Below are 16,021 nucleotides of genomic sequence, written 5' to 3' on the forward strand. Positions count from 1 at the left end.
CCGGCTGGGTGGCGGTCTTCGCCGGTTGGGTGGCCGGCCGAGTGGGCCGGCCGGGGAGCGGTTCAGCGGCCGCGCAGGCCTCGGTCGACGGCCGTCATCAGCTCGCCGTCGGCGGTGTCCCCGTCCAGGGACCAGAACATGGCGCCGCCCAGGCCCTGTTCGCGGATGTAGCCGGTCTTGGCGCGCAGTACCTGCGGGTCGTCGTACGTCCACAGGGTGGTGCCGTCGAAGAGCCAGGCGTGACCGCCCCGCCGGTCGCGGAAGACCTTGTAGGTCCCCGAATCGGCCAGCGTCTTCAGCGCCTTGTAGTCCTCGTACCCGGCGGACCAGGTGGCCGGGGCAGGGCCGGCCGCGGGCTGCCCCATCCCGTCCCCGCCGCCGCCGACCCCGGTCCATCCTTGCCCGTAGAAGGGCATGCCCATCACGAGCTTGTGCGCGGGGGCGCCGCGCCGCTGCCAGGCCTCCACCGTGCCGTGGACGCTGAAATCGCCCCGGGCGTAGAGCGCGGACTGCTGGGCGGTCGTCTTCTCGCCGGAGACGTGGAAGTCATAACCCTGGAGGGTCACGAAGTCGAGATCGCGCATGATGCGGCGGACGTCGAAGCCCGCGTCGATCTTGGCGGGGGCGGTCGGGACGAAGGCCGTCAGCTCGTACCTGGTCTTCTTCTTCTGGGCCCGTCCGTACGCGTCGAGCTGCGTGCGGAACTCCCGCACCAGCTCGGTGAAGTTGTGCTTGTCCTCCGGACGGAACTTCGTATCGGTGTCACCGGCCGAGCCGGGCCACTCCCAGTCGAGGTCGATCCCGTCGAAGACACCGGCGGCCGCGCCCGCCCCGCCGCGGGTTCCGTCCTGCGGCAGATCACCCTTGATGTAGAGGTCGATGCAGGACCGTACGAAGGCCTTGCGGGACGCGGGGGTCAGCGCGGCATCCGAGAAGTGCGTGGACCAGCTCCAACCACCCAGCGAGATCAGCACCTTGAGCCCCGGGTGCTTGGCCTTCAGCTCGCGCAGCTGGTTGAAGTTTCCGGCGAGCGGCTGCTCCCAGCTGTCGGCCACGCCGTCGACCGAGTTCTCGGCGTCGAGCGGGCGGACATAGTCCGCCCATGCGTCTGCCTCGCCCGGCACGTTACCGGTGAAGCACTTGCCGTCCGCACTGACGTTGCCGAAGGCGTAGTTGATGTGGGTGAGCTTGCCGGCCGAGCCGTTCGCATCGAGGTCCTGGACCTGGAAGTCCCGTCCGTAGACGCCCCATTGGGTGAAGTAGCCGACCTTCTTGTGCGAGCGGCCGTGACCGCCGCCCTCGTGACCACTGCCGTCGTGCGCGCCGGCGGCGGGCGCGAGGACGGCCAGCAGGGAGAAGGAACAGGCGGCGACGGCCAGCCTGCCGAGCATGCTGCGGCGCATGGGCTTCCTTTGCGGATGCGGGGAGTGTGGTGAGTGCGCGTGCGCTGTGCATGCGGAAACTATTGGTCTGGACCAGAGCGGTCAAGGGGGTGGCCGAAAGTCGGCGCTACGGCAGGCTCCATTGGCCGACGTCGTCGGCGAGGCCGCCGTTCAGCGCGAACTGGACTGCGGCGGGGTCGGCGTCCTGCGGGAGCCGGAACGTCACGAAGCCGAGCGCCGTTCCGTCCGGCTTGAGGAAGACGGTGTCGGGGAAGCCCGGGCCGGCCGCGGTGGCGACGTTGAGGCCGCCGAACCGCTGCCCTTCGGAGTCCAGCAGGTGAGCCGAGGCCGCGGGGGAGTCCTCGTACACGGCGGTCCCGGTGTTCTCCAGGTGGAACTGCACGGCGACCAGCCGGTCGGAGTCGTCCGGGGCGGGGCCGGTGGGGTCGACGACACGCACCAGGGTCACGTCGAGCCGCTCACCAGGCTCGATGCCGGAGAGGGAGATGGTCTCCCCGGAGCCGCCGGGAGCTACGCCCAGCAGGGCGGGGGCGAGGAGCGCGAGCGCGGCGAGGCCGCCCCGCAGGCGGCGCCGACCCGGCCCTCGCCCTGCCGGCCTCCGTTCCGGATGTCGGGGCATGGCGCAATCTCCTGTCCCACGGGTCACGCTCTCCACGATCCTCCGCACGTGCGGGTCGCGCCACCCTGCGGGCCGCCGGGCGCGCAAGGCCTCGTAGGCTGGTCGCCAGGCCCACGGAAGGACGGTCCATGGAGTCCCTCGCATCCGGCGACCCGCTCGCCGTCGCCGTCACGGCCGCGATCCGGGGCGGTGACCCGGCCGGACTGCGGCGGCTCCTGGACAGGCACCCCGGACTCGCGGCCGTCCGGATCGTCCAGCGCGGCGCGGGCGCGGGCAGGCGCAGCCTGCTGCACATCGCCACCGACTGGCCGGGCCGTTACCCCCGCGCCGCAGAGGTGATCCGGACCCTGGTCGCCGCCGGAGCCGACCCGGGAGCCCGCTTCGTCGGAGCGCACGCCGAAACACCGCTGCACTGGGCCGCGAGCAACGACGACGTGGCCGCGATCGACGCCCTCGTCGCCGCGGGAGCCGACATCGAGGCCCCGGGCGCCGTCTCGGCGGCGGCGCACCGCTCGCGGACGCGTGCGGTTTCGGCCAGTGGCAGGCGGCACGCCGACTGCTCGACCACGGCGCCCGCCCGAGCCTCCAGGACGCCGCCACCCTCGGCCTGCTCGACCGGGTCGAGGAATTCCTCGCGGCGGGTGTCTCCGCAGAGGATGTGACCATCGCCTTATGGGGCGCCTGCCACGGCGGCCGGCTCCCCACCGCCCGATACCTGTTGTCCCAGGGGGCGGACATCGACTGGATCGGCTACGACGGACTGACCCCGCTGGACATGGCGTTGGCCAGTAAGAATGCCGACCTGACCGCATGGCTGACAGCCTGCGGCGCGCACACCCGCGCGGAACTTCCACCCGGTTGATCAACGAATTCGGTGGATCTTCAGCCCGCGGCATGTCATGGTTGGTCTCGCCGAAGGGGTGTAGCTCAGCTGGTCAGAGCGCCGGTCTCCAAAACCGAAGGCCGCAGGTTCGAATCCTGCCGCCCCTGCTGTGTTCATCAGCGGCTTTGCCACAAACGCCCAGGTGAGAGCCCTTCTCTCGCCTGGGCGTTGCTCTGTGTCTGGACTCTGCTTGGAATCTGTTGGAGTCTCCTGGGAGACTGTTGGTCGATTCGCGTCCCCCCAATATCTCCTACGGGAGAGGGGGGAAACGACAGGTCAGCCACGGCCTGAGCGGCCCCCCTGCGGTGATAGCAGGGGGACCGCTCTGTGTCGGGTCGCGGGCGATGGCCCCACGCCTCCCGGCCACCCGACACGTTTTGAGGGGCGCCAGGCAAGGCGTCCGCACGCCTTCGGTCTGTCGCCTACTGGCCGACCGATCAATCAAGATCACCAAAAGCGGGATGTATCCCGCAGACAAAACGATCTTGAGGTCTAAGTGTCTAGTAAGTGCGACCTGCTACGCCTCCATGGATCGCTGAAGCTCGCGTCAGACTGGGTAATCGGATCCGCGATGGTCTGTGGCGGCAGCGCTGGGACGTGGGCGATGACGGCTTTCCGCCCAGCGACTTCACCCCATTCACCCGCGGCATGCCGCTGGAGCCGTTCTCTCGACTGCTCGTGCGCGCCGAGGCGTACTGCGGCCCGGACGGCCTTCACCTGCATGTCCGCCAGTACGGCGGGCATTTCGACGAGGGGGAGAATCTGCTTTACCTGAAGCTGCCGGCACCGCGGGGCGAGGTCCGGCCGGAGCTATGTGAGGCGGCGCTGCACGCTGCTGGGTGGAGTGTGACTGGACCTTGGACGCGTGGCGGCCGAGGCGGTCTCGATGCCATCGTTACCGCGCTCTAGTCAGCTAGTACCCGCCTCTCCCGCTGCGGCGGCGACGGGAGGGGCGGGAGTCTAGGGGCGACGCGGCATCCGGCGCCGCCTGAGGCCTGACGCACCTCCGCCCCGCCGGGCGCTGTCCCGTGTGGGGTCCGGTGGGGCGGGATCGTGCAGCTGCAGCCCGCAGCATCCCCGCGTACTCGGGGAGTGCGCGGATGATGTGTCCACGCTAGACCCACCCACTGACAACAGGCCCGCCCGCGCGGCGTAGAATCGAACTTGTGTCCGATCCGCCGCCTTCCCGCCTCGGTCTCCTCCGCTTCCTGGAGCGGGTGCAGGTCGGTGACCTGGAGCGGACCCGCGGCTGGATCGCGGCGGAGGAGCGGCGCCTGGCCGCCGAGGTCGCACGCCTACCGCCGCCTCCGCCGCCTGCCTGGCTGATCGAGCACGGCATCGGCGTCGGCCGGGCCGCGGTCCGTGTCCACGTTGGCGGCTGCTGGGACACGAAGAAACGGTGCACGCCCGCGGACCGGGACGTCGCCCGCCGGGCACTCGCCGAAGGCGTCGAAGCCTGCACCCACTGCCGGCCGGACACCGCACTCGGCGTGCTGGACTGAACACTGCGTCGCAGGCTGGAGGGATGGACCACGCGCCGATCCTCGTACACCGCATCTCCGCCACGGGCGGGCGACGGGTCGTGATCCGGATCCGCGGCATCGACACCGTCCTCGGCGTCGCCTACAGCGACCGGGACCTGATCGAGTTCCTGCGGCGCATCGACGTCCCCGACCCGGACGGCCTGGTCCTCGGCGACTCGCCGGCCATCGCCTGGCAGGGCGGCAGGCCGCACGTGTACGAGGACAGCGAAGAGCCCCCACCCGAGGAGGGTGGGGGCTGAGGCGTCTTCGGGGGCTGTCACCCGAGGGCGGGCCTGGCAGCAGGCCATGCTGGTCCCGACAGTCGCGGAAGCGGCCTACACCGGCCATGCGACCGGGTCAGTTGCTGCACCCAGTGTGGCACGGGCGCCAACAACGGGTTGCGTTTACATGGCCGCGCGTTCCTCGCGGATGTCACTGACGCTGGCGAGGAGGGTGCCCTCCGACTGCTCGTAGTGGGACAGGGCCAGGCCGAGCCCGAAGAAGGTGGGGGCCCACTCGCCAACGAAAATTCCCCACCGGTCGGCGCGAGCGATGCCGGCCCCCGATTCGGCCTTGAGGGACGTCGCCCATGTGGCGATGGAAAGACCGATCGAGGCGAACGCTGCCATGTACGCGTGCTCGCTTCGCATGCCCATCTCGTGCAGCTTCTTGATCATGACTATCCCTGGTGTGTGAGGGGTCGGGATCTCCTCCAGGTTCACCCGGCTGACGCGTGTGCGCATCCCGGGGGTGTGGCGCTCCTGCGGCGGGCCGGCTAGGAGGACGAGGCCGACTGGCCGCCCATCATGTGGGGGGCGGCAGGCCCACCGTCTGGGGTGAGTCCCCGCCGTGACCGGTAGCAGCCCGACCCGGTTACCGGGGGGTGACCTTCGATGAGATCGACGCCCTGATGGACGAGCCCGGCGCCGGGCTCCCGCTCCTCACCCGCGGCGAGGCCGACGCGCTCGTCGCGCTCCTTGGCCGGCTCGCCAACGGAGCCGACGACCTGAAGATGGCCGCGCTGGAACTGCTAGCCCGGCTCGGCATGCGGTTGTCCGCGGCGTAGGCGCGTGCGGGGTCGTTGAACCTTCGAATGTCACGGTTCGGCTACTGCCGCACCTTGTGGCCCACGCGCCCATACGGTGACCGGATTCGCACCTTCCACTGGGGGCCCACATGTCGCAGCAGTTCCCGCCGCCCGGTCAGCAGCCCCCGCCCGGATACGGGTACCCGCCCCCGGAGCCGAAGAAGTCCAACACGGGGAAGATCGTCGGCTTCTCATGCCTCGGTGTCGTCGGGTTCGTCGTACTCCTCGGCATCTTGGGGTCGCTTTTCGGCGGCGCCACCACCGACAACGCGGCGAAGGACCCGGCCGCGCCGCCGGCCGCCGCGTCGTCTGCTCCCCCGAAGGCTCCGGAGCAGCCACAGTCGCCGTCGCCTCAGGAGAAGAAGGCCGGGGTGGAGGTGTCGGCGAAGAAGGCGACGTTCAAGAAGTCGATCATCGCGCAGGGTGACGACTACACGAGCGTGACGGTGACCATCACCAACAACAGCAGCAAGCCGATCAACGTCAACCCGCTGTACTTCGCGATCACCGACACCAACGGCACCAAGCACAACGCCGAACTTGGTGCCGACGAGGACCAGATGGCCACCATGGAGCTGGCGCCGGGCGAGAACGCGACCGGCGCGATCACCGGCAAGGGTACGTTCACCCCGAAGTCCGTGACGTACACCGACGGGCTGATCGGGAAGGCCGTGCGGGGCGACGTGTCCTGACCCAGAACCTCTGAGAGCCCCCGCAGCTGACTGGCTGCGGGGGCTCTCTGCTGTGCGGACACCAGCGCATAACGTCGGACTCAGTGCTACAGGCCGATGTCCTTGGATGCTGCGTCCTTCCATGGGTCAGGGTCTACCTCAAGCGCAGGCTGTGGTGAGGGGAGCTCCCCGGTCACCGGGTGGAGGTAGCGGACCTGTACGCCGAGAAGGCTGGCTGGGTGACGTTCGCGGTACAGGGAGAAGATGGTGCCCGGCTCCTGGTTGACGCCCTCCCGCGTGTTGCAGGAGCGGCACAGCCAGCCCCGCACCAGGCCCGTGGCGTGGTTGTGGTCGCAGACGAGGTCGCGATCCACTCGGTCGCACAGAGCGCACCGACCCTTCTGCCACTCAAGCAACGAGTGGTCACCGACGAGGGCGTTGGCCGCTTTCTCCATCACCCAGAGCACGTCCGCCTGCTCTGGCGTGCAGCCTGTCCTTTCTGCGTAGGCGTAGAGGCGGCGGCGGGCCTCCTCCTCTGTGGGCAGTAGTGCGGGCCACGACCAGCAGGCGGGTTCGACAGTCATTCCACGACCACCTTTGCTGCGTCGTCCGCCTGGAGCGCCTGGGAGATGGCGCTGATGCTGGGGCTCTTGCCCTTGCTCTTGCCCTCGACGATGCGGAGGTGCGGCTGGATCTGCCGGATCGTGAAGCCGCGCTCACGCAGGGCCGCGGCCTGGATCGTCAGTGCCTCCGTCATCACCGGCTTCCGGCCACCGACCCGGCCGCGCTTGCGGGCCGCTTCCAGTCCGTCCTTCGTCTTGCGCACGATGTCGCGGCGGCGGTCCTCGGCCAGCGCCAGGGCGAGGTCCAGGATCAGCGAGCGCTCCTTGTGCTCGCCCGCCGCGATTCCTTCGAGCACCTTCACGGCGATGCCGCGTTCAAAGAGGTCGTTCAGGACGATGAGGCCCTCAAGGAGATTGCGGCCGAGGCGGTCGACCTCCTGGACGCAGAGCATGTCGCCCTCACGGACGTACTCGATCGCGGCCAGAAGCCCAGGGCGCTCCTCGGTGAGCGGCTTTCCGCTCAACCGATTGATGAACAGGCCTTGCGGCGCCAGGTTGGTAGGTGACTGGCGCGGATTGCGCGGACGTAGTCGTCGCACAGGTCGTGTCGGCGGCTGCCGTACTCGGAGCCGAGGTAGTGCACCTTCACGCCGTTGGTGCGTGCGATGTGGGTGGACGCCGATGTGGCGGGCAGGCCGTAGGCCGATCTGCGTATCAGGTTCATGTGGGGTCTCCAGCATGACAAACGCCCCGGCCGGCGGCGCGGGGCGTGCGGGGATGAGGGGTCTACCAGCGGGGCGGGAGGCGTTTCTGGTGGCGCTGGTCCGGCGGCTCACGGCGTGACGCACCGCCGGTGCGGCTACGCGATGACCGTGTCGTACGGAGGATCCGGCGAGCGAAGGATCCGCGAGCGAAGGATCCCGGGGAGCGCCGCGGCCGGCGCGCTCGGATGGCGTGCCGGGCCGCGGGCGCCCGCTGACCTTCGCAGGGGCGGCGGAACCTACTCGGCCGCGTCCTCCTGGTACCCGTACGGGCGCGTGATGATCTCCATCCCGTGCCCGGTGGGGTCCGGGAAGTAGACGCCGCGGCCCCCGTCGTTGTGGTTGATCTCGCCGGGATGCTTTCCGTGCGGATCGGCGAAGTACGCGATTCCCGCTGCCTGGATCTTCTCGAACGCCACGTCGAACTCCTCCTCGGAGAGGAGGAACGCGTAGTGCTGCACGGTGATGGACTCGGCCGGAATGGTCGCGAAGTCCAAGGTGACGCCGTTGCTGGTGGCGACAGGGATGAAGGGGCCCCATTCCGTCCCGACCTCAAGGCCGAGGATGTGCGCCAGGAATTCGGCGGATTCCCGGTTGTCGCGGGAGTGGACGATCGTGTGATTCAGTTCGACTGACATGAGCGAATGCCTCCGAAAGGCACGTCACGGCGCCTCCATGCCTCACCCGGCCGGTGACCGACACGCGGTGCCGTGATCGCGATCCTAAACGCCCTTTCCGGGCGAAGTCCACCCCGTTCCGGTCGGCCGCGCCCGGCTCACGTACCCCGTACACACTGCTTGACGTTGACCTGGGGCGAGGGTCACGCCAGCCGCACCACCACCTCCTGGATGGCCCCCGCTGCCGCGGTGAGAGGCCCGAAGTCGAGCCGCAGCCGGCTGCCGGTGGCCGCCGAGGTCAGACTCGGCGGCCGGGACAGCACTTGCGCGACGGGCCGGTTCCACACCAGCGTCAGCCCGGTGAGCGTCCGGGTGGGGTCCGATATGCAGACCGCGGCGGTGCCGTCGGTTCTCTCCCGCACCGTCACCGAACAGGGCGCGCTCGCCTCCAGTGGGCCGGCCGTCCCGGGCTGCCAGAAGTTGACGCCGGTGAACCCGAGCGAGCCCACGGTCACGCCCTGGGCCGTCTCCGTGTTGGCGAGGACCGTCAGCCAGCCCCTCGCGGCGGCCCGCGCCGCGGTCTGGGCGGAGGTCGCCCCCGGAAGCATCTGGTAGACGTACCCGGCGCCGGCCGGATTCGTGCCGTGGTCGTACCAGAGGGTGAGGTAGCGCCGGGTCAGCTCCGTAGGGGATCCGTTCCGGTTGATATCGCTCCACCGGCCGGTGCGGGCCTCCCGCCGCGCCTTGAACGACCCCGAACCGGACATCACATAGCCGCCGAAGCCGGCCACGTGCGCCCAGCTCGGGGCGGTGAACGTCGCCGACCAGCCGAGAGCGGGCGGCTGGACCGCCCCGGCGACGGTCAGGGCGTGCGTGCCGGTCGCGCCCAGATTGCGGTTGTCCACCACGGACTCGACCACGGCTCCGTCCGTGCAGCGGATCCCCGCGCCCAGGCACACGATGGTGTCGGCGAGGAAGAACCAGGACTTGCGGGCGGTGAGGGTGCTGCCCAGCCCCCGCAGATGCTGGCCCACCGACGCGAACTCGCCGTCGGTCGTGCCGCCCACCCACGCCGCATCCGGCCGCGAGGCCCCCCAGTCACCACCGGCCCCGTCGGCGAGCACGGTGCGCGAGACGGTCGTTCCGGGCAGCCGGTAAGGGTCCACCGTGGGCCAGAACGCGTCCGCGTACTGGCCGTTGCCGTAAGTGGCGCCCCACCAGGAGAGCATGCCGCTACCGGTGTGCCAGCCGCGCAGATTCTCCCCGTTGCCCGTCTCGTAGTGGGCGATCCGCTTCGACGCCATGGAGAGCGAGGCCGTCCAGGCGGGCCGCCGGTGCGTCACACGGTCCATGGACGCGAACAGCCGGTGCCCGACCGGCTCGGCAATCGCCACCACCGAGGCATCCGCCTCGACCTCGGCCAACCGGGCGAGCGCGGACAGGGCGAGCGCCTTGTCCGCGAGGGGGCGGCTGTAGTAGTCCCGTGCCATCCACCCCTTCACCAGCCCCCTCCAGCGCGCCCGTTCGGTGCTGCTCGCCCCCTCCGCGAGCAGCAGAATCCCCGCGAGCACCGCATGCCCCCGGACGTGGTCGTCCTGCTGCAACTGCCGTGCATCCGCGGCCGCCAGACCCCGGCTGATCGCCCGTCCCGAGACCCCGTCCATGATCAACCCGTTGAAGAGGAACGGTGCCCAGGCCTTTTCGACGGCGTCGAAGGCGATCTGGGCGCCTGGGTCCGTGACCTCCCACGGAGTTCCCTTCAGCAGCCTGAACAGCATGCCCAGCCCCCCGAGGAGCACCGCCCCGTACGAACCGGTGTACGGGACCCAGGTGTGCTGGATGAAGGACCCGTCCCGGTAGAGCCCGTCGCCCGACGTGACGTACGGGAACACCGGCGACAGCGCGTCCCGGGCCAGGGACACCTTCGCGGAATTCCGGCCGACCACGCCGCGCACCGCCAAGACCCGGCACAGGTCCACCCGGTTCGCGCCCGTGCTGGTCCCGGTATACGAGCCGACCGTCGAATCGGGCACGAAATGGTCGACGGCCGCGCAGTATCCTGCGACCTGGGTGGCCGACAACTCCCCGTAAACCAGCACGCAGATGTCCAGCAGCGCCTGTGGAGCACCGATCTGCCAGCAGTACCAGTTGCCGTACCGCGCCTGACCCGAGTGGTAGACCTGCGCGTGCAGATGGTCCAGCCCGGTCAGCAGCGCCGTACGCAGCCCGCCGTCGCCGGTGATCCCCGTCCCGGGCCGGACATAGGCCTCCGCCATGGTCCGCAGCCGGAAGTAGCTCTGCATCATCTTGTCGGGGTCCGTGGTGAACCCCAGGTCGGGCCAGAGCGAACCGGCCGCCGGAGCCATGGTCGAGCGCCACTCGTCTGCCAGCGCGCCGAGATCGGCGAGCCGAGAGCGGAAGGGCTCGGCGTCGGCGGGGAACCCACCGCCCAGGAAGAGTCCCCGCCACACCGATCGCATGGCGTCGTGGACGTCCTCCAGGGCCCCGGCGACCGCCCCCGAGGCGGGCGCGCCCAGCAGGAACACACCCCCGCCCGCCGCGGAAAGGAATGCGCGCCGACTCCACAGGTCTGTCATCGCTGTCTCCCTCGTCTGATGCGTACCCGGCCCCGTTGCCCTGCCATGCCCCGCACTCGACCGACTCCCGGCCCTTACTCGACGTGCGCGCGGTAGCGCTCGATCACCTCCCGCAGTACCTCTTCGCCGTCCCGGGCCCACAGCCCCGGCTGGAAGATCTCCACTTCCACCGGGCCCCGGTAGCCGGCCGCGTCGGCCAGTTCCCGAAAGCCCCGCAGGTCGATGGAGCCGTCGCCCAGCTGTCCCCGGCCCAGCAGTACGCCTTCGGGGAGCGGGGTCACCCAGTCGGCCACTTGGACGGACACGATGCGCCCGCCCTCACCCGCCCGGCGCAGGTCGGCGGGGAGCCGCTCGTCCCACCACAGGTGGTAGGAGTCGGCGACCACTCCCACCTGCTCCGCCGGGAACTGCTCGGCGAGGTCCAGGGCCTGGCCGAGGGTGGAGACCACACACCGGTCCGAGGCGAACATCGGATGCAGTGGCTCGATCCCGAGCCGTACCCCGTGTGAGGCGGCCCATGGAGCCAGCTCTCCCAGGATCCCGGCGATCCGTCGGCGCGCGCCCACGAGGTCCCGCTCGCCCGCGGGCAGTCCGCCCGAGACCAGGACCAGCGTGTCGGCGCCCAGTTCGGCCGCCTCCTCCACGGCCCGGCGGTTGTCGTCGAGCGCGGCCGCCCGTCCCGCCGGGTCGGCGGCGGTGAAGAAACCCCCGCGGCAGAGCGAGCTGACGCGCAACCCGGCCTCCGCTACGAGCTTCGCCGTCTCCCGCACGCCGAACGTCCGCACCGGGTCCCGCCACAGCCCGACCGCGCCCACTCCAGCCGCTGAGCACCCGGCGACGAGCTCGGGCAGCGACCACTGGCGGATGGTTTCCTGATTCAGGCTCAGCCGAGCCGGAGCACGAGTCACGGCGCCACCCCGTGCACCGTGAGCAGCCGCCGCATCCGGTCCTCCGCGAGCTCCGGATCCGGGAACAGGCCGAGCCCGTCCGCCAGCTCGTACGCGGTGGCCAGATGGGGGAGCGACCGGGCCGAATGCAGCCCGCCCACCATCGTGAAGTGCTCCTGGTACCCCGCCAGCCAGGCCAGCAGGACCACCCCCGTCTTGTAGAACCGCGTCGGCGGGGCGAAGAGGTGTTTCGACAGGGGCACCGTCGGATCGAGGAGCTCCCGGAAGCCCCCCGGATCGTCCCGGTCGAGCGCGAGCGCCGCACGGGCCACGATGGGGGCGATCGGGTCGAAGATCCCCAACAGCGCGTCGCTGGCCAGCTCGCCGTCCCCGGCGATCAGTTCCGGGTAGTGGTAGTCGTCGCCCGTGTAACAGCGCACGCCCGACGGCAGCCGCCGCCGGATGTCCACCTCCCGCTCCGCGTCCAGCAGCGAGACCTTGATCCCGTCCACCTTCTGCGGACACTCGGCGATGACCTTCAAGAAGACGTCCGTGGCCACGTCGAGGTCATCGTGGCCCCAGTACCCGCGCAGTTCCGGGTCGAACATCGGCCCCAGCCAGTGCAGTACGACCGGCCGGGTGCTCTGCCGGAGGAGCCCTCCGTACACCTCCAGGTAGTCCTCGGGGCCGCGCGCCGAGGCGGCCAGGGCTCGTGAGGCCATCAACACGGCCCCCGCCCCGCAGGCTTCGGTGTGGGCGAGCTGCTCCTCATACGCTGCGGTGATCGCGGCAAGGGAGTGCGGTCCGCCCTGGGCCAGCTGGTCGGTACCCGCGCCGCAGACGATCCGGCCGCCCACCGCCCGGGCCTCTGCCGCGGAGCGGCGGATCAGCTCCGCCGCCGTCGGCCAGTCCAGGCCCATCCCGCGCTGTGCGGTGTCCATGGCCTCGGCGACACCGAGGCCCTGCGCCCACAGGCGGCGCCGGAAGGCCAGGGTCGATTCCCAGTCCAGAACCGGCCCTGATTCGGCCGATGCGGCCAACGGGTCCGCGACCACGTGCGCGGCCGCATAGAACTTGCGGCTGAGGGCCGGACCGCAGGCCGGCGCCGCCAACGGGTCGGCATTCGGCCGGTGCAGGCGGTACCCGCCGTCCGCAGAGGGGAGCCGGATGCTCACAGGACCACCTCCGGCACGGGGAGGCGCAGCCCCTCGGCCGAGGAGCGCAGGCCGAGCTCCGCGAGCTGAACCCCGCGCGCCCCGGCCAGCAGGTCCCACTGCCAGGGCTCGTCGAGCACGACATGGCGCAGGAAGAGCTCCCACTGCGCCTTGAAGCCGTTGTCGGCCGGTTCGTTGTCCGGCACCTCCTGCCACTGCGAGCGGAAGGCCTCCGTCGGCGGCAGATCCGGATTCCACACCGGCTTGGGTGTCGCCGCGCGGTGCTGGACGCGGCAGCCGAGCAGTCCTGCGACCGCCGACCCCTGCGTACCGTCCACCTGGAACTCCACGAGCTCGTCGCGGTGGACCCGCACCGCCCAGGAGGAGTTGATCTGCGCGACGACGCCGCCCTCCAGCTCGAAGGTTCCATATGCCGCGTCGTCGGCGGTCGCCTCGTACGGCTTGCCCTCCTCGTCCCACCGGCGGCCTATGTGGGTACGGGAAAGGGCCTGAACGGTGCGCACCCGGCCGAAGAGCTCGTGCAGCAGGTACTCCCAGTGCGGGAACATGTCCGTGATGATGCCGCCGCCGTCCTGCGCCCGGTAGTTCCACGAGGGGCGTTGGGCGGGCTGCCAGTCGCCCTCGAAGACCCAGTACCCGAACTCACCGCGCACCGACAGGATCTCGCCGAAGAAGCCGCCCTCGATCAGCCGCTTGAGCTTCAGCAGCCCCGGCAGGAACAACTTGTCCTGGACGACCCCGTGCTTGATGCCGGCAGCCGCGGCCAGCCGGGCCAGCTCCAGTGACGACTCGAAGGTCAGGGCGGTCGGCTTCTCGCAGTACACGTGCTTGCCCGCCGCTATCGCCTGCCGCACCGCCGCCTCCCTGGCGCCGGTGACCTGCGCGTCGAAGTAGATCTCGATCTCGGGATCGGCGAGCACGGCCGTCAGGTCCGTGCTGACGTGCTCCAGGCCGTGCTGCTCGGCGATGGCCCGCAGCGCCGCCTCCCGGCGCCCCACGAGCACCGGCTCCGGCCACAGCACCGTGCCGTCGCCCAGGTCCAGGCCCCCCTGCTCGCGCAAGGCGAGTAGTGACCGGACCAGATGCTGCCGGTACCCCATCCGCCCGGTCACGCCGTTCATGGCGATCTTGATCGTCCTGCGCTCCATGGTGTCCCCCCTCGGTCGATGAAGTCGAAGCTTGATAGAAAGCGCTTTCACTTCCTTCAGGCTAGGCCTCTCCTTCACGCCCAGGCAATACCCGTACGAGTGATGGAAAGCGCTTTCTGTATGAGGCACTATGGAGATCCACAGACCGGATGAGACGATGACCCGGAATCCAGGAGAGGGGTGCATGATGGCGGTGACTCTCGCCGAGGTCGCGGCACACGCGGGCGTATCGCCCGCCACGGTCTCGCGTGTACTGAACGGCGGGTACCCGGTGGCCGGCGGCACCCGGACCCGAGTGGAGCATGCCGTCGAAGAGCTCGGCTACATCGCCAACGGCCCCGCCCGCGCGCTCGCCGCCGCCACATCCGACCTCGTCGGAGTCCTTGTCCACGATGTCGCGGACAGCTTCTTCGGCATCCTCGCGGGCTCCCTGCAGAGTGCTCTCGCGCCCACGGGCCGGGCAGACGCCCGCAGGCTCGCCGTCGTCTGCAACACCGAAGGCGCCCCCGCGGCCGAACTGGCCTACCTCACCCTGCTGGAGGGCCAGCGGGCCGGCGGTGTCGTCCTCACCGGCGGTGCCGTCGAGGAGCCCGAGCACACCACCGCGCTCGCCGCCCGGGTCGCGCGGATAGCGGGTACCGGCGCGCCGGTGGTCCTGTGCGGGCGACCGCCCCTGCCCGTGCCGGCCGGCCTGCCCGTCACCACCGTGATGTTCGACGACCACGGAGGCGCCTTCCGGCTCGCCGAGCACCTGCTGACCCTCGGCCACCGGCGCATCGCCTACGTCGCGGGCCCCGCGGGGCTGAGCACGACCCGGGAGCGGCTCGCGGGCCACCACGCGGCCCTGCTCCGGCACGACCCCGCCCTGGCCGACGCCTGCGCCGCCCTCACCGTGCACGCCGGCTTCGAGCGCGCCGCCGGATATGACGCCACCCGCGAACTGCTACGCCGCGGAGCGCCCTTCACCGCCGTGGCCGCGGCCAACGACACCGTCGCCACCGGTGTCGCAGCCGCCCTGCGCGAAGCCGGGATGAGGATCCCCGAGGACGTCTCGATCGCCGGTTTCGACGACCTGCCGTTCTGCGTGGACACCGCTCCCACCCTCACCACCGTCCGGGTGCCCCTGCGCGAGGCGGGAGCACTCGCCGCACACCTGGTCACCGGCCGCCGGTCGCCACCGCCGGGTGGCATCACCACCCTGCCCACCGAGTTGATGGTGCGCGGCTCCACCGCGCCGCCCCCGAGTGAAGGCCACCGGCCGTGAGGTACGCCTTCTCCACGCTCGGCCTGCCCGGGAGTCCGCTCGACCGCAGCGCCGGCCTCGCGGCCGCGCACGGGTTCGACGGCCTCGAACTGCGGGCCCACCCCGAGGAGCCCCTGCACCCCGACAGCCCGGCCGCCGAGCGCGCCGCCGGTCTGCGGACCCTGACGGCCGCCGGCGTCGCCGTCCTGGGGGTGGCGGGCTACGCGCGGGTGGCGGCGCCGGGTGCGGACGGGCCCGTCCTCGCCCAACTGCGCGCCCTCATCGGCCTCGCCGCGGACCTCGGAGCCCCCTACGTCCGGGTCTTCCCCGGCGGCACCGGCCTGCCCGAGGCGGCAGCCGATGTCCACGCCGTACGCAGGCTGGCGGCCTCGGCGCCGTTCGCCGAGCGGCACGGTGTGCGGATCCTGCTGGAGACGCATGACTCACACCGCACCGGGGCCGCGGCCGCCCGGGTGCTGGACCGCGTCGCGCATCCCGGCGCCGGAGCGTTGTGGGACGCACTGCACACCTGGCTGGGGGGCGAGCAGCCTGTCGAGTCACAGCGGGCTCTCGCCGCGCACCTCGGCTACGTACAGGTCAAGGACGTGGCGTCGGCGCAGGAGCTCACCCCGCTCGGGCTCGGCGCGGGTGTGCTGCCGCTCGCCGACGTGGTGGCCGTCGCGCCGCGGGACGGCTGGCTCTGCTGGGAGTACGAGAAACGCTGGCACCCCGCCGCCGCCGAGCTGCCGGAACAGCTCACGCACGGCCGCGAGTACCTGGCCGGGCTGGTGCGGGAGGCGGCAGAGGCGGCAGAGGTGGAAGCGGTGGGCGAGGCCCGGTAGGC

Annotated in this window: 20 protein-coding genes and 1 tRNA gene; 10 read left to right on the top strand and 11 right to left on the bottom strand. The window is 71.0% G+C overall.

Annotation, left to right across the window (positions count from 1 at the left end; translation table 11 throughout):
• Positions 1-62: 62 nt before the first annotated feature.
• The gene (locus tag ABZX75_RS03195; RefSeq protein WP_355407249.1) at positions 63-1,403 is read right to left on the bottom strand and encodes a glycoside hydrolase family 18 protein; all 1,341 of its coding nucleotides are present in this window, start codon (positions 1,401-1,403) and stop codon (positions 63-65) included.
• A 106-nt stretch (positions 1,404-1,509) separates the two neighbouring features.
• On the bottom strand, positions 1,510-2,022 hold the full coding sequence (locus tag ABZX75_RS03200; RefSeq protein ID WP_355407250.1) for a hypothetical protein: 513 nt from the start codon (positions 2,020-2,022) through the stop codon (positions 1,510-1,512).
• A gap of 128 nt (positions 2,023-2,150) precedes the next feature.
• On the opposite strand from ABZX75_RS03200, the gene ABZX75_RS03205 reads away from it, so the two are divergent.
• The 6 genes from ABZX75_RS03205 (at position 2,151) to ABZX75_RS03230 (ending at position 4,688) form a co-directional block, all read left to right on the top strand.
• The gene (locus ABZX75_RS03205; protein WP_355407252.1) at positions 2,151-2,684 is read left to right on the top strand and encodes a hypothetical protein; all 534 of its coding nucleotides are present in this window, start codon (positions 2,151-2,153) and stop codon (positions 2,682-2,684) included.
• Entirely contained in the window at positions 2,630-2,884 is a 255-nt protein-coding gene (locus tag ABZX75_RS03210; RefSeq protein WP_355407920.1) for an ankyrin repeat domain-containing protein, read from the top strand. Before ABZX75_RS03205 ends, ABZX75_RS03210 begins: the two co-directional genes overlap by 55 nt.
• 54 nt (positions 2,885-2,938) lie before the next feature.
• A tRNA-Trp gene (locus ABZX75_RS03215) sits at positions 2,939-3,012 on the top strand.
• Positions 3,013-3,502: 490 nt separating this feature from the next.
• On the top strand, positions 3,503-3,814 hold the full coding sequence (locus tag ABZX75_RS03220; protein WP_355407254.1) for a hypothetical protein: 312 nt from the start codon (positions 3,503-3,505) through the stop codon (positions 3,812-3,814).
• Positions 3,815-4,071: 257 nt separating this feature from the next.
• Entirely contained in the window at positions 4,072-4,407 is a 336-nt protein-coding gene (locus ABZX75_RS03225; RefSeq protein ID WP_355407256.1) for a DUF6233 domain-containing protein, read from the top strand.
• A gap of 23 nt (positions 4,408-4,430) precedes the next feature.
• Positions 4,431-4,688, top strand: coding sequence for a hypothetical protein (locus ABZX75_RS03230; protein WP_355407258.1), 258 nt, complete (start codon positions 4,431-4,433; stop codon positions 4,686-4,688).
• 144 nt (positions 4,689-4,832) lie between these two features.
• Here ABZX75_RS03230 and ABZX75_RS03235 read toward each other — a convergent pair whose 3' ends face one another.
• Positions 4,833-5,105 carry a hypothetical protein gene (locus tag ABZX75_RS03235; RefSeq protein WP_355407260.1) on the bottom strand — a complete coding sequence of 91 codons (273 nt, stop codon included), beginning with the start codon at positions 5,103-5,105 and terminating at the stop codon, positions 4,833-4,835.
• 206 nt (positions 5,106-5,311) lie between these two features.
• On the opposite strand from ABZX75_RS03235, the gene ABZX75_RS03240 reads away from it, so the two are divergent.
• The gene (locus tag ABZX75_RS03240; RefSeq protein WP_355407262.1) at positions 5,312-5,494 is read left to right on the top strand and encodes a hypothetical protein; all 183 of its coding nucleotides are present in this window, start codon (positions 5,312-5,314) and stop codon (positions 5,492-5,494) included.
• Positions 5,495-5,604: 110 nt separating this feature from the next.
• Positions 5,605-6,207, top strand: coding sequence for a DUF4352 domain-containing protein (locus ABZX75_RS03245; RefSeq protein ID WP_355407264.1), 603 nt, complete (start codon positions 5,605-5,607; stop codon positions 6,205-6,207).
• 86 nt (positions 6,208-6,293) lie between these two features.
• On the opposite strand, the gene ABZX75_RS03250 is transcribed toward ABZX75_RS03245, so the two are convergent.
• The 8 genes from ABZX75_RS03250 to ABZX75_RS03285 form a co-directional block, all read right to left on the bottom strand.
• Positions 6,294-6,770 carry an endonuclease domain-containing protein gene (locus ABZX75_RS03250; protein WP_355407266.1) on the bottom strand — a complete coding sequence of 159 codons (477 nt, stop codon included), beginning with the start codon at positions 6,768-6,770 and terminating at the stop codon, positions 6,294-6,296.
• Complete coding sequence (locus ABZX75_RS03255) at positions 6,767-7,273, bottom strand: recombinase family protein (RefSeq protein WP_355407268.1); 507 nt, start codon at positions 7,271-7,273, stop codon at positions 6,767-6,769. The genes ABZX75_RS03250 and ABZX75_RS03255 overlap by 4 nt, the downstream gene beginning before the upstream one ends.
• Positions 7,270-7,473 carry a hypothetical protein gene (locus ABZX75_RS03260; RefSeq protein ID WP_355407270.1) on the bottom strand — a complete coding sequence of 68 codons (204 nt, stop codon included), beginning with the start codon at positions 7,471-7,473 and terminating at the stop codon, positions 7,270-7,272. Before ABZX75_RS03260 ends, ABZX75_RS03255 begins: the two co-directional genes overlap by 4 nt.
• 276 nt (positions 7,474-7,749) lie before the next feature.
• Entirely contained in the window at positions 7,750-8,148 is a 399-nt protein-coding gene (locus tag ABZX75_RS03265; RefSeq protein WP_355407272.1) for a VOC family protein, read from the bottom strand.
• A gap of 182 nt (positions 8,149-8,330) precedes the next feature.
• The gene (locus ABZX75_RS03270; RefSeq protein WP_355407274.1) at positions 8,331-10,724 is read right to left on the bottom strand and encodes a polysaccharide lyase 8 family protein; all 2,394 of its coding nucleotides are present in this window, start codon (positions 10,722-10,724) and stop codon (positions 8,331-8,333) included.
• A 74-nt stretch (positions 10,725-10,798) separates the two neighbouring features.
• The gene (locus ABZX75_RS03275; protein ID WP_355407276.1) at positions 10,799-11,632 is read right to left on the bottom strand and encodes a sugar phosphate isomerase/epimerase family protein; all 834 of its coding nucleotides are present in this window, start codon (positions 11,630-11,632) and stop codon (positions 10,799-10,801) included.
• Entirely contained in the window at positions 11,629-12,786 is a 1,158-nt protein-coding gene (locus tag ABZX75_RS03280) for a dihydrodipicolinate synthase family protein (RefSeq protein WP_355407278.1), read from the bottom strand. The genes ABZX75_RS03275 and ABZX75_RS03280 overlap by 4 nt, the downstream gene beginning before the upstream one ends.
• Positions 12,783-13,934 carry a Gfo/Idh/MocA family oxidoreductase gene (locus tag ABZX75_RS03285; protein WP_355407280.1) on the bottom strand — a complete coding sequence of 384 codons (1,152 nt, stop codon included), beginning with the start codon at positions 13,932-13,934 and terminating at the stop codon, positions 12,783-12,785. Before ABZX75_RS03285 ends, ABZX75_RS03280 begins: the two co-directional genes overlap by 4 nt.
• Before the next feature lie 187 nt (positions 13,935-14,121).
• Here ABZX75_RS03285 and ABZX75_RS03290 point away from each other — a divergent pair, with 187 nt between their 5' ends.
• Both ABZX75_RS03290 and ABZX75_RS03295 read left to right on the top strand, forming a co-directional pair.
• Complete coding sequence (locus ABZX75_RS03290) at positions 14,122-15,198, top strand: LacI family DNA-binding transcriptional regulator (RefSeq protein WP_355407922.1); 1,077 nt, start codon at positions 14,122-14,124, stop codon at positions 15,196-15,198.
• Positions 15,195-16,019 (top strand): sugar phosphate isomerase/epimerase family protein, encoded by an 825-nt coding sequence (locus tag ABZX75_RS03295; RefSeq protein WP_355407282.1) that lies wholly within the window; start codon positions 15,195-15,197, stop codon positions 16,017-16,019. The genes ABZX75_RS03290 and ABZX75_RS03295 overlap by 4 nt, the downstream gene beginning before the upstream one ends.
• Positions 16,020-16,021 lie beyond the last annotated feature (2 nt).

It is taken from the genome of Streptomyces sp. NPDC003038 (assembly GCF_040611115.1).
Taxonomy (GTDB): Bacteria; Actinomycetota; Actinomycetes; order Streptomycetales; family Streptomycetaceae; genus Streptomyces.